The organism is Moorena sp. SIO1F2, from assembly GCF_010672755.1.
Taxonomy (GTDB): Bacteria; Cyanobacteriota; Cyanobacteriia; order Cyanobacteriales; family Coleofasciculaceae; genus Moorena.
In genome coordinates, this window is sequence record NZ_JAAHFV010000170.1 from 1 (window position 1) to 13,772 (window position 13,772).

Annotated in this window: 9 protein-coding genes; 3 read left to right on the plus strand and 6 right to left on the minus strand. The window is 44.9% G+C overall.

Annotated elements, in window-relative coordinates:
- Together F6J94_RS19480 and F6J94_RS19485 are read right to left on the minus strand one after the other, a co-directional pair.
- The coding region (locus F6J94_RS19480; protein WP_293043486.1) for a hypothetical protein at positions 1-2,543 on the minus strand (2,543 nt) is incomplete at its 3' end.
- Positions 2,544-2,734: 191 nt separating this feature from the next.
- On the minus strand, positions 2,735-3,322 hold the full coding sequence (locus F6J94_RS19485; protein ID WP_293043488.1) for a type IV pilin-like G/H family protein: 588 nt from the start codon (positions 3,320-3,322) through the stop codon (positions 2,735-2,737).
- A gap of 964 nt (positions 3,323-4,286) precedes the next feature.
- Here F6J94_RS19485 and F6J94_RS19490 point away from each other — a divergent pair.
- Entirely contained in the window at positions 4,287-5,093 is an 807-nt protein-coding gene (locus F6J94_RS19490; RefSeq protein ID WP_293043490.1) for a Uma2 family endonuclease, read from the plus strand.
- Here F6J94_RS19490 and F6J94_RS19495 read toward each other — a convergent pair.
- Entirely contained in the window at positions 5,064-5,237 is a 174-nt protein-coding gene (locus tag F6J94_RS19495) for a hypothetical protein (RefSeq protein ID WP_293043492.1), read from the minus strand. The two genes, F6J94_RS19490 and F6J94_RS19495, sit on opposite strands and share 30 nt — an antisense overlap.
- A 92-nt stretch (positions 5,238-5,329) precedes the next feature.
- Positions 5,330-6,667: a bifunctional 2-polyprenyl-6-hydroxyphenol methylase/3-demethylubiquinol 3-O-methyltransferase UbiG gene (locus tag F6J94_RS19500; RefSeq protein ID WP_293043502.1), complete on the minus strand. Its 1,338-nt coding sequence runs from the start codon at positions 6,665-6,667 to the stop codon at positions 5,330-5,332.
- Positions 6,668-6,957: 290 nt separating this feature from the next.
- On the opposite strand from F6J94_RS19500, the gene F6J94_RS19505 reads away from it, so the two are divergent.
- Positions 6,958-7,521, plus strand: a complete 564-nt coding sequence (locus F6J94_RS19505) for a PEP-CTERM sorting domain-containing protein (RefSeq protein ID WP_293043494.1) — start codon at positions 6,958-6,960, stop codon at positions 7,519-7,521.
- Here F6J94_RS19505 and F6J94_RS19510 read toward each other — a convergent pair.
- Positions 7,498-7,683: a hypothetical protein gene (locus F6J94_RS19510; RefSeq protein WP_293043496.1), complete on the minus strand. Its 186-nt coding sequence runs from the start codon at positions 7,681-7,683 to the stop codon at positions 7,498-7,500. The two genes, F6J94_RS19505 and F6J94_RS19510, sit on opposite strands and share 24 nt — an antisense overlap.
- Before the next feature lie 51 nt (positions 7,684-7,734).
- On the opposite strand from F6J94_RS19510, the gene F6J94_RS19515 reads away from it, so the two are divergent.
- Positions 7,735-7,887 (plus strand): hypothetical protein, encoded by a 153-nt coding sequence (locus tag F6J94_RS19515; RefSeq protein WP_293043498.1) that lies wholly within the window; start codon positions 7,735-7,737, stop codon positions 7,885-7,887.
- A 40-nt stretch (positions 7,888-7,927) separates the two neighbouring features.
- Here the strand turns inward: F6J94_RS19515 and F6J94_RS19520 are convergent, their stop codons facing one another.
- Positions 7,928-13,300, minus strand: a complete 5,373-nt coding sequence (locus tag F6J94_RS19520) for a CHAT domain-containing protein (protein WP_293043500.1) — start codon at positions 13,298-13,300, stop codon at positions 7,928-7,930.
- Positions 13,301-13,772 lie beyond the last annotated feature (472 nt).

Here is a 13,772-nt window from a genome sequence, read left to right on the forward strand (position 1 = left end):
TCAAACTGTTCTCCCACTCGGGTGACTAGGGGAATACCCATCCAGAGGGTTTCCAGGGTAGTGGTGGCTCCATTGTAGGGATAGGTATCTAGTACCACATCCGCAATGCCTAAGTTGGCACGATGAACCGCTTCCGTAGGTACTTCTGGTAGAAACCGGAGGCGATCGCATTCTACCCCTTCTTCTTCCGCAATCTGGTTAAAGAACCGTTTGATCGAGTCTTGGTCAGATTTGCCTTTAATCAAAAAGTAGCTATTGGGGACCGCTTTGATAATTTTCATTTGCAGCCTTGTGGTATCGGGATTGCGCTTGTATCCCTTCTGACTACTGAGATAAATGGTGGCATCGTTGGGAATATCCAGGTGGTCCCGACGTAAGCTCGGTACACCCACTTCAAACCCATCCACAGCAATATAGGTTTGGGGTAAGCGCCAGATTTTCTCGGAATAGTACTCCTGAGCGGAATCCGGTAATACGTAGGGGTCAGCAATCATGTAATCAATGGCAGGTAATCCTGAAGCATCCCACCCTAGCCACGTCACTTGTACTGGTGCCAGTTTCAGAGCCATGACTGCACAGGTGAGATCCAGGGTGATGCTATCTAGGTCAATTAAAATATCCAGTTCATCCTGATAAACCTGCTCAGCCGCTTCTAAAACATGAATCCCTAATTTGCGAGGATGGTCTACTTGATTGATATACCATTCTTGGAGGTGATCCTTTACTAGCTTGTAGTCTAGGAAATAGCCATAAAGTTGAAAGCGATCGCGGTCATGATGCTCAAACAGCCAACGAGCTAGCCAGCCCACCGAATGCCGTCTTAAACAACCTGACAAGTATCCGACTTTTAAGGGTCTGGTAGTTTTTCCTCTCTCTTCAATTCCCCCCTTATTAAGGAGGGGGGATCCATAATCCCTACTCCCTGCTCCCTCCTCAATTCCCCCCTTATTAAGGAGGGGGGATCCATGCTCCCTGCTCCCTGCTCCCTGCTCCCTGCTCCCTTTATTAACAGATCCATACCACTCCGCTCTTTCCTTGGCATAAACCCGAATATTCCTCTGAAACACCTCAGCGATTTGATTCAAAATTGGTCTAAAATGGCTAGGCTCGTCCTGAAAATGAGCCAGAGAAAAGAATGGGGTAAGCAAACGCAGAGTCTCAACATCAGACAAGTTAGCTGGTTGTTCCTTAATTAGTGAAACCAGCAGTGATTCTAGGGTCTGGCAAGCCGCAGACACCTCCTGCCAATAGCCCCCCGCATTCATTATCCCCCGCAGTACCAAGTTAATTCCGGAGATTTTGTCTGGTAAGGATTCCGATAAGGAATAGCACAACTTAGCGGTTTCTATGCCCTGGTCATAATTACGAGCATCTTGATAAAAGGTAGCGAGATGTCTTAATATTTCTATATTATGAGGATTCTGAAGATTTAAGGAGCGATAACGTTCCAGAAAACTAGCAGCAATGGTCGGTTGCTTTAAAGTATGACCAATTTTCATACAGGCTGACAGCAACGGCCAGAACCAAACCTCAGGATTAGGCAGGTAAGCTAAGCAAGCTTCGGTGAATGCTAGGGAGGCTGGATGCAATGGTTGGGCTTCTAGTATCTGCTCTAAAACATCTTTTAATAATTTAGGACTTACGAAGTTTAGTTGCTTTTGCCCCCCTGCCCCCCAATTTTGGGGGGTTGTTGACTCAAAGTCTCCTGCCCCCCTCGCCCCCCAATTTTGGGGGGTTGTTGACTCAAAGTCTCCTGCCCCCCTCGCCCCCCAATTTTGGGGGGTTGTTGACTCAAAGTCTCCTGCCCCCCTCGCCCCCCAATTTTGGGGGGTTGTTGACTCAAAGTCCCCTGCCCCCCTCGCCCCCCAATTTTGGGGGGTTGTTGACTCAAAGTCTCCTGCCCCCCTCGCCCCCCAATTTTGGGGGGTTGTTGACTCAAAGTCCCCTGCCCCCCTCGCCCCCCAATTTTGGGGGGTTGTTGACTCAAAGTCTCCTGCCCCCCTCGCCCCCCAACTTTGGGGGGTTGTTGACTCAAAGTCCCCCAGAATTGGGGGATTTAGGGGGCACTTGCGTAAGTCCTGTAATTGCTGATTGCATTCTACCGTTGGCTGGGTTTTTAGCAGTTCAATCACCCCCAGCTCCGTCAAGTCATCACCGCTAAAGGTTTCTAGCTTGATGCTGAGGGCAATAATTTCCAAGAGATTAGTCAGGTTCGTGGGGCAAATTTCCCGCATATGCTGGCGGATTGCCCAGGCTAGGGCATCATCCCCTAACTCCTGCCTGCGCTCAGCTTCCGTTTGCAACACCTGGAGCAGTTCCTCAGTCCACGTCTCTAATTGCTCTGACTCCGCCTCCGCCATCACCAGCAGCCATGTGGTTTGGGCTTCTGTCTCTTGACCCTGCAAGAGGAACAGTAACCCTAAATGCCAGTAGTAGGCGATCACATCCGGTTCTGCTTCAATCGCCTGTTCGTATAAACTTGCGGCTTTACTGTAGTTTCCCTGAATTAGATAGTGCTCCGCTTGTTGCTGCCAGTTAGTCATATTTTTTTGCTATTTAAATTAAAGATATCACCCCATTTTCTAATACTATTTAAAACATCATTAGCGTAATTGTCCACTGAAGTATTTCCATAAAACAAAGTGGGTAGACGGTGCTACCCACTCTAAGTAAATACTTGATTTCCGGCGATGAAAAGTCTTCTCAGCAAGGCTTTACTATAAGTATTAAAACCTTATAACTGCTTCCAGTCGGTTGGGTTAACGCACGTGGGATTATCGTTTGCATCAAGAGTAGCATCTGCATCTACACCCTTTATACCATTAATTGCCACAGCTTTTCTAGCTTCACATAATACAGCCAACGTGGTGGCTTCACTGGTCTCTTCTATCTCACCTAAGGCTACGACGCCTTGATATGCCTTGAGCGAAGATTTATCATCAATGTTCTCAGTGCCCTTATCTCTTGGGTCTGCATAGTTAGAGACGCTTGCTGTCGGGTTACCTCCGTCCTTTAGCCCGTAAATGTAGTGCTGAGTCAGTGTGGCAACCCCAAGACCTAACTCACCAAAATTAGTAGTTTCAGTTACAAATTCATCGTTTTCCAGGTAGTAAGCTTGCTGAGCTCTATTCATGGAACCTACATAGGTTTTAGCTTCTGACTGCTTGGCCTTATTCGCTTGGTTCAAGAAAGAAGGCAGAGCAATAGCGGATAGAATTCCAATAATGATGATTACAACCAGTAGTTCAATTAGAGTAAAACCTTCGTCTTGCTTTTTCTGGGTCAGGTGCTGTAGCAGTTTAACTTTTAGATCAGTTTTCATAAGTCTTTCTGGAGGTGTGGGATGCTGATTTGTTGTAAGTATTCAGCGGTCAGTGGTCAGTGGTCAGTGGTCAGCTTATTTTATTCAAAAGTCAAGTAATGTGGCACAGGCTTCCAGCCTGTGATCACCCATAAGCTGAAAGCTGTTCGCGTAGCGTGCGCGTAGCGCTAATCGCTGACCGCTGATAGCTGAATGCTTATGAATTGTTTTCTTCTAGACTTAACTTACCCACTTGTTTCAATTTTCATATCATCTAGGGGAAAAAATTTTTTGAGGTGTGGGGAGTCGGGAGTCGGGAGTCGGGAATCGGGAGTCGGGAGAGTAGATGTAGATATAGATGTAGGGTGGGCAGTGGATCAGCAAGATCAGATCAGCAACCGATAGCTAAAGTAAGCACTGCCCACCACCAACGGATGAATCGGTCTGGTTTTCATTAAGATTGCTATAGTAAGCAACTTTTAGATTAGGACTTACGCATTTGCCCCCGTGGGTCCCCCAATTCTGGGGGACTTTAACTCAATTTCCCCCCAAAATTGATACTGCTGGCGAATTTAACATTTAGTAATATCAGCCTGAAGACAGCAGTCTTTATAGCCCCCCAACCCCCAATTCTGGGGGAGCATGAACTTAAAGTTACCCATCTGCTACTCTTGTGTAAACAAATATTAATTTCGCCAACGGTATCAATTCTGGGGGACTTTAACTCAATTTCCCCCCAAAATTGGGGGGCTAGGGGGGCGAAATCAAGTTAACCGCGTAAGTCCTGTAGATTAATGGGATTGACCTTTGGTCACGCTTCGCGAACGCAAATCTCACATAAACCAGCACTGGTGGGCAAAATTCTATGATCTAGACTACTGCAAACTACCAAAGTGTTTTTGCCCACCCTACAAGCTGACGGCTGATAGCTGATAGCTGATAGCTAACAACACAAGTTCCCATAAATTCTCAACACCTTCGAGCTATGGTTCAGTCCAACACCACCATTGACGAACAACTGCGCCCTTTTCCAGACCATACCCAATTGCCAGAATCTGATGGAACTTTTGTCAACAACTTTCAGAAACATCCCCAAAGCATTCTTCTGACTGACTCCATAGAGCCGGTCTTGCAAGAGCTTCACCCGGACAATCGCTATGCCATCGGTCAAGATTGTGGGATTTACTGGCGGGAGACTAACCCCCCCGAAAAAGGTGCAGAAGCCCCGGATTGGTTTTATGTGCCTGACGTGCCGCCCCGACTGGATGGCCAGATTAGACGCTCTTATGTACTGTGGCGGGAATATATAACACCTTTGATTGCCCTAGAGTTTGCATCGGGTACAGGAACCGAAGAACGGGATCAAACACCGTTGCAAGCAGTAGATGGCAAGGTTCAAAAACCAGGTAAATTCTGGGTATACGAGAAAATTATTCGCATTCCCTATTACGGTATATTTATGATCAATACCGGGGAGTTGGAAGTGTACCACTGGGAAGATGGCACCTACGAGCGCCTGAGTCCCAACGAGCGTAACCACTATCCCATTAATAGAATGAATGTAGAACTAGGGGTGTGGCGAGGCACGTATCTCGGTCTAGCGGAACAACCTTGGTTGCGATGGTGGGATCGAGAGGGAAATCTATTACTGACTGGCCAGGAGCGAGCAGCGTATGCGGAGGCTCAAGTCCAGCAGGAGCAACAAAAGCGGCAACAGTTGGTAGCCCAATTGAAGGCTCTTAGTCCGGAACAACTTGAGGCACTAGGAATCGATGCGGGACTGTTGGAGTAGGGAGTAGGGAGTAGGGAGTAGGGAATAGGGAATCGGGAGTCGGGAATCGGGAATCGGGAATCGGGAGTAGGGAGTAGGGAGTAGGGAGTAGGGAGTAGGGAATCGGGAATCGGGAATCGGGAATCGGGAATCGGGAACCTTCAACCTACAACAAACTAACCTTCAACCTTCAACAAACTAACCTACAACAAACTAACCTTCAACCTTCAACCTACCAACCTTCAACCTACCAACCTTCAACCTTCAACCTCCAAACCTTCAACCAATACGTATCCATAATTCTCCAATCCCATCAATGCCTCTTTCACCGTATCAAACGCCTTCTGATCAGATATTGACTCCAGGGTTACCGGATCTACTGGGCGCAATCTCTGCCATCGCTTTACTAAAGATGGCATCGACTGAGGGGAATCGAATAGAGGTAATAGACAAGAGGCAACGGCACTGTCTACCAGAGATTGAACTCCACTCACTGGCAGATACCTACTGATTTCAAAAGGCTGTAATTCAGTAATAGCTTTGAGCATGTCTTGTTTAACGTCTAGTATATTCAGCTGAGGATGGAGATGTACTTTAGCCTTCTGCCAATCGGACATTGTCCACTCGGAAATTGGGGTAAAGGATTGGCCTTGGTCCGGGTGTCCACACCAGAAATCCAGGAGCCGATGAACAGGATGTAATAGCTCAAACAAATGCAGTCGGTCTTCCACAGAAATATCTGGCAAGCTCATGGCTAGAAACACTGGCAAATTATCTGGTTCTTTGAATAGACTCATTAAATCCCATTGTCGCCAATGAACCATACTGATAAATTCTAGATTAGCCTCTCTTAAGCCAGCGAATAAATCAGGAATAGTGTAGCCTTTATCCCCTTGGAAAAGATAGTTCATTAAAACTCTCTCTTTTCCGTCTTCTCCCTCATATTTAATATCCCATGTTCTAGCTTTTAGTTCAACATGATTTTTTAACGCTTTCATCGTATCTAAAGCAATTTCAATTTCCATATCTTCGGGATTGTCATCAAATAATCCCATCACATGGAAGACTTCTTGAGCTCGAAAATACAAATGACGCTGATGCTTACTGTGTAGATTGCTGCGAATAATTCCCTCAGGCTTCAAAACCGCTTTCATGGCTTTCATGGCAACGGCTGGATCAGGAAATAAATACAGTAGCTCGTCGCAATTAATATAATCAAATTCCCAACCAGTGCTAGGTAAGTCATAAATAGAAAGCTGATGAAATTCTGCCTCTTCAAATCCATAATGGCTTAAGCGTTTACGGGCTAAATCCAGAGACTGCTCCGAGATATCAATCCCAATAATTTTGGCTCCGGGATTAGCTTCTGCTAAGGTTAATGTGCCGTATCCAGTGCCACAGCCAGCATCTAATATAACTTTCTGGTCTGGATTAATGACTTGGTGATTTCTTAAATAATAGGGAGTAATTAAATTATGGAAATAAAGTAAGCTTAGCTGCTTTTTTGGGGAGCGGTCGATGGGAATTCTGGGATAGGGGCCAAAATCAAATTGTTGGCGAATTTTTTCTTGTAATTCAGCGGCGTTTGTATCCATAAGTAGGGAGTAGGGAGTAGGGAGTAGGGAGTAGGGAGTAGGGAGTAGGGAGTAGGGAATCGGGAGTCGGGAGTCGGGGCGAGATGAATGGGATTGACCTTGGCCTTTGAGCCACGCTACGCGAATGGTCACGCGGGGCGCGTTCGCTTCTGAGCTGAATTCCTACAAGCTCAATTCTTAAAAGCCTTCACAATCTTGAAGATAAGCTTCATGATAAGTTTATCAAAAATTTATAAAAAATGTCCAGATTGTTTGGTAGCATGACCTAGGAAAATTAATCAGGGATTTAGATGGCTGAATTATCATCATCATTAGCTGTCACCAAAGGGATGGCTCAAAAATTAGCTATGACTACAGCATCAGCAGCATTGATGACTGTGGCAATGTCTAGTGCAGCCCAGGCAATTACACTAGTTAAAAATGTAGTTGTTAAGCCCCCCGTTGGTGAGGAACCTACTGCCCAACTTTGTCTTCCTTTTTGTGAAACTGGGGATTCCATTACCACAGATGTTGGGCGTAGAGTAGTAATTGAAAATAACATCGACAAGACCTTAACCAGTATCCTCTACACAATTCCTGCTGAAGAAGATGCAGCCTGGAGTAAGGAAAGTATTTCTGATATTTTCAGCGAACTCATCTTCTCTAAGGATATGAAAAAACTGTTGCTAACCTCAGGAAGTGTTGCTCCTGGTGAGGCAGTTCTTGCTTTTCGAGAAGCTGATCAAAATGTGACCTTTGACATTACCGTGTTTTATGACGGAGCCTCGGCTACCGTTCCTGAACCAACAACTGTATTAGGTCTATTAGCTGTAGGTGCCTTAACTGCTACGTCAGCTGTAGGGAGTAGGGAGTAGGGAGTAGGGAGTAGGGAGTAGGGAGTAGGGAGTAGGGAGTAGGGAGTAGGGAAGAGTGTGGGAAGTGTGGGGAGATGGGGAGAGTGGGGAGGATAAATGCGATTGACCTTGGCCAAAAGGCCACGCTACGCGAATGGTCACGCGGGGCGCGATCGCTTCCAACCTCAATTGTTACCAATTTGTTCAAGCATGTCATCTATATAGCATTTCTAGTTGAGATGTAAACATAGAATTGATAGCAAAAGCAATCCATCGCATTTAGATACTGATACTCTCTCCTCTCCCCACCCTCCCCACACTTCCCACACTTCCCACACTTCCCACACTCTTCTCCCGATTCCCGACTCCCTACTCCCGATTCCCTAATCCCTAATCCCTACTCCCTACTCCCTACTCCCTTCTAAAACTACCAAGGATTCCCCACAATAGTAAACCATGCCCAATAGTAAGGATGGGATAGTTTCTTATTACTGTTATCCTTAAGCATCTCGACTTGAGCTAGTCTTAAGGCTTCTGCTTTTCTAGGAACTATATTTAAATGGTCATAAAATGACTTCAGGAGTTTAAACGTTCCATTTTGAGGCACTGCTAACAAACTAGCTAAAACCGATTGCACTTTGGCTTGATAGGCAAATCCAGCAAATCCTAATTCATACTGTTCATTGCCAAGGGCGGTATCACAAGCACTTAAAACCAATAAATTTACCGGTGGTTGCTCTAATCCTAGGGTTTCAAATTTTCCTAATCCTAACCGTTTTTTTCCGAACTGAATGTAGGAATCACTAGCATTAGACCGAAATTTACCATGGGTTCCTAAATGAAGGATATTAAAGGATTTATGATTAATTTCATCCTGAAGATTAGCCACGGTAAAGTTGTCGTTTTCTAGGGCTTTAGCTGACCAAGTATCCACAAGATGCTGGATTAGTTTGGGCACATAGGGTAAGTCTCGATGCTGGTCAAATTTTGCTGTACCCATCGCCAGCACTGGCGCATTTCTGACATCGGTATAGTGGGTATCGGTCAAGCTCAAACTAGGGACTAAACCAACACTGTATTTTTCCACAATAAAGCTTTTGCCATCATGGAGTGCTGCTAAGGGGAGAGACTGCAAGCTTTTATCCATCACAAACACCAAGTTATTGATGTTTTGTTCATCTAATGTCTTCTGGAGGGGTTTAATCAGTAATTGATAGAGTTGTTGAGATTTAGCTAAGTCTTCTGGTCGAAACACCCCTGCTCTGGGAGATGCTACACTATCCCGGAATGATTCAGCTAAGGCTAACACTTGCTCCCGGCTGGTATTAGCAATCCGTTTGTAGATCATGTTGCCTTGGCTAGTTACCAATACCAGTTCCAACGGAGCATTAGGCTTTGGCTCTACAATTACATTGGGATTGATGTTGAGGAATTCGGTTTTCAAGACAACGTCTCGTCCTGGTAAATTTCCATAATTCCGAAAAAAGACATAGATCAGTGCCGGTCTAGCATCGGTAACGTTTTCAATTTCCTTGAGTTCTGTTTGAATGTCTTTTGCTGTTTTAATTTCAGGAACAGATGACTCCCCTTGACCGGTGGCTTCGGTGGCTTGACTGGTGGCTTGACCGGTGACTTGACTGGTAAAATAATCCTCTAGTTGATAGACTAGCATTTCTTTGGACAATGCTTCAGTTTCTTCTATCATCACTGTTGGGAGTATTTCCTGTGGTAACTCAGGTAAATCTGGCTCACTATTGGTTACTTCAGTATTACTAGTATTATTACTAGTATTAGGAGATGACTGAGTAATTAGCTGAGTAATCAGTTGAATCTGACTGGTAAAATTCCCCTGAGTATAGGACTCCAGAAACCGTTGCGTTGGCAAAATAGCATTGTCGATGCCAGTGGTAATGGCTCCAGCAGTACCATTGAGGGTAGCATCCCCTACGGTAAAGGGTATGGAACTAGCTCCGCCATTATGTCGGATGATGACCGACCCTCCTGCCACTCCGCCGCTAGTGGAAATACTAGCTGTGGTCTGATTGCGATCGCTAAAAGTATCGGTAGCTCGGAAAAATCGACCAGCGGTAATATCCACATCACCACCACTACCGTTTTCTCCCCCTTGAGCATTAATCGCACTAACTTCCACATCCCCAATCGGGTCGATTAGCACATTTCCGCCATCCCCAACACTACCGCTAGTATTAATTAGCTCAGTCTTGATGGTAGTGGAGGCATCGATCAGCAGATTACCACCACTGATACCAGAGGTGTTGAGGTCATCGGTGAATACCTCTCCATTGCTAGCGGTAAGCTTAATATCGGAGCCATTGGTGATAATGTTCCCAACTGCAATGCTTTGATTGGCCTCTAGAGTAATCGAAGCATTGTCTATGCCTTGAATTGTGCCATTGCCAATGATGGCACCTGACCCGGCTGGGGCTTGAATGGTTACTGGGTCTTGGAAAGTGACCCCAGTTTCAGCAATGGTGATGTTAGCGCTACTGTTAAGATTACCGATAGTGATAGCAGTAAAGCCATCTTGCAGGAGGTTGATTTCTTGGGAAGTTAGTGCTAAGGTTGATGAATTGCCGGTATCACTGCCACCAATTGCGATCGCTTGATCAGCGCTGAATGGTTCTAACGTAATGGTGGCATTCCCTTGGACTGTACCGTTAAGGTTAATTTCATCAGCAGTTAGGGTAATATCTCCTAGGGGAATAGTGCTGCCCACTGCCTGATTCAACTCAATGGTGCCAGTGCCAGCATTAACACTCAGGTCTTGATTACCGTCAACAGTGCCATCAAAAGTGATGTTACCGCTAGTGCTGCTGATGATAGCGCTAATATTAGCACTAGTATTACCAAGATTAAGGGGTTTGAGGAAACTAATGTTACCACTGCCAGATGTCACACTGCTATTGAGATTGATTTGATTAGTGTTGAATTCCCCAATTGAGATATTGCCTGAGCCCTGAGCACGGATGGGTTGATCAATAGTGATAGCACCAGGTATATCTTGTCCGAGACTAATGTTGCCATTATTAGCAGCGCTAATCCCATTCACACCAGCCACGGTAGTAATCACAGCATTGGGGTGTTGGAGGTTAAGGATAATATCGCCACTGTTACGGGTAATAGCAGCAATATTTTTGACTTGAACATCTATACCATTAGCATCGGCGTAGCTAAATCCATTTTCAGCATCGAATAAAACTGCCCCTTGTTCCCCATCAATGGTTACTTCAGTCCCCAGATTATCAAAGATGGTACCAGCAGAGATAAATTGAGCTGTCTGATTATTAGCGAGTTGGACAGCAGGATTGGTGTCACTGCTGAGAAAGTGAATATCCCCGCCTCTGACAATAACATTGAGATTGGCCTGACTCAGGTCAAAGTTGCGGATTCTTACATCACCGGTAAATTCAGGATTGCCAATGGTTAAGGTACCGGAAGTGCCTAGAGCGAGATTATTGAGCAAATTCGCTGTGGTGATTTGGAAGGTGCCACCAGCATCTTTCCCTATGCCCAAAGTAGTATTAGGGTCTTTTGGTTGGATAGTGATGCTTTCAGCCATCAACTGGGAAATCACTTCAATCCCGCCAGCGGTAATCAAAACATCTTTAATTTTACTGACTTGTAAGGGTTGGTCGGGATTGCCGAGACTGACTTGACCATCGGTATCAATAACTAGAGTGCTGGGGCTGTTGATGGGATTTTTGATAGTAATGTTACCGTTAGTAGCTGTAATTGCGATCGCTCCCCCATTGCCCGATGCGGAATCAGCATTGATACCGCTACCCCCACTATTGATGAAGGTATCACCACCTCTGGTAATTAAAGTAACATTACCAGCACTCTCCCCACCCAATGAATCGATGCTAGGAATTTGAATAGTAGGTTGATTTGTAGGTAATTTACTATTGCCATCAGCAATCAGGGTAATATCCCCTCCGCTACCAGTATTATTGCTGGAAGTATCCAAGCGATTATTCTTAGTGACTTCGATAGTGCTGCGAGAGTCAATCAGGATTTGTGGGGAATTAGGATTATCATTACTATTACTTAAACCACCGGTCTTAATGGTGTCAACTTGAATTGCACCAGTGGTTAATGCAGTATTAGGCAGATACTGATTGGTTAACCTGACCAATCCATCCCGAGCTACGGTAATATCGCTAACTTTGATATCTGCACTGGTGAAATTACTGATAACAGTATTACTAAAATCAGGAACAAGATTACCTGAGGTGTTTCCTGGAATTCCTCCTAGTTGTGTCCAATCAATCCCAGCTCTAATATCTAAGGTGGGCTGATTAGCACCATCAATCACCAAATTGCTTTGGTCAGAGACAGGGACATTAGCGAGATTAGCCAGAAAAGGATCGGAGTTGGTGGGACTAATCTTAGGATTAGGGTCATCACTAGGATTAATCGCAATCTCGCCTAAGGTAACACTACCCCCTGCTAAAATATGTAAGGAAGCGCCTTGGTAGTTGCCTAGACTGACATCACCATTTGCTAGAATGATGGAATCATCAGGACTAATCCAATTCCCTGGACTACCATCTAATTGCTCGATCCGAAAACTAGCCCCTGTTTGATAGCGAGTACTTCCTTGTATGGGATTAGCGGAACGCAGTACCATGTTTCCACCAGAGAAGAAACCGCTAGCCTGATTATTGAAGGTTGAAATCTCGATGGCTTGATTCCCCTGGATGGATAAATTGCCGAGGGCTTCAGCAATAAAGGGGCGCGCTAGAGTATCATGCGATCGCACTGTATTGCCAGCCAACAGATTCAAATCCCCAGTAGTAAATAGCTGGCTTTCGACTAAAGTCAGATTATTAGCAGCTGAGAGTGTAGCAGTCTTAGCGTTTACCTCCCGAGCCACCACATCACCCCTTTCTATTGGTAAACCAGAATCCGCAAGCTCTACTTTCCCATCTGGCTTCACCACAATCGGTGTCTGTAACCCTTCAACTCCCCCGGTCAACAAGGTTGGTAAATCCTGAGGTGTAAATGGTAGCTGCTCCCCATCAGCCTCCGTTGGTAATTCAATTTCTATACTTAATAGGTGTCCTGGTTGGCTAATCCTAACTAAATTAGCACCATCTACAGCAGCCAGAGTAACCGTTCCGTTGGGAGCACTTACGTTTCCAGTAGTAATCACACTACCGCCGATTACGGTTAAATTATTCCCCTCTAGTACTTCCAGCTTACCAGCATTAATAATACTCCCTGGTTGATTCGAGTCAAAGGCCAAAGTCTTCGGATTACCGATTAAAGTTTGATAGTCATTTGACCCAAAGCTAGTGAACCAATTGTCTTCACCAAACCCAATCCGATTCGCTGTTGTTACGGTCAAATCACCTGGGACATTCAACCGAGCATTAGCACCAAACACCCATCCCGCTGGATTCATTAAAACTAAATTTGAGTTACCGCCAACAACCCGAATTAACCCGTCAACAATTGACGCTTCACCTCCAATCACCCGACCCACAATATTACGAATTTGGGGATTAGACAGAAACGTAACTGTCTGTTCTGCATTCAGACCAAGTTTTTCAAAACTATGGAATAAATTTGATCCATCTCCGGAAAATGTACCGCCGTCAACCGTCAAATCATTGCCATCAATTGTAATACTAGTGCCCGTTCCATCTGCGGCTGGTATAATAGAATCAGCCTTAGCAACATGGACAGGATATAGTATTGCTATACCTAAATAAATTTCTCCAACTAGAGAAAAAATTTTCCACAACCAGTTACTATGCCACCCAACAGCTTTCACGATTATATGCTCCCACTCAACCAATAACCTACACCAATCACCTCAAGTAATCATAACTTAGTTAATCCCTACTTAATCGCTATTTAATTGCTAATTAATACCACCACCTTAGGACAGTTAACTTGATAAATTTGAATTTATCAAGCAAGATAGTCACAGGTCATAATTATTAGTCAGTTACTAAATTTAGCGAAGTGCCGAAATTGTCATATTACTTACTTGTAATATTAATTGGTTAAAACAATCCGCCTCCCTTGTTTACTTCCTTTATTGGCGTGCTTGGCATTTTCGCGATTGATCAAACACCCCCCTTGCTCAAATCTTACCATCATCAGACTGGTGCGAATACTATCCAACCTATCACTACATCAACCAAACTCGTAATCAGGGAAGGGATATAACTTATGGGTAACTTATGGGTAACTTATGGGTTGATCAGGGGAAGGATTGATTGGTTTTGGTTAATACAATC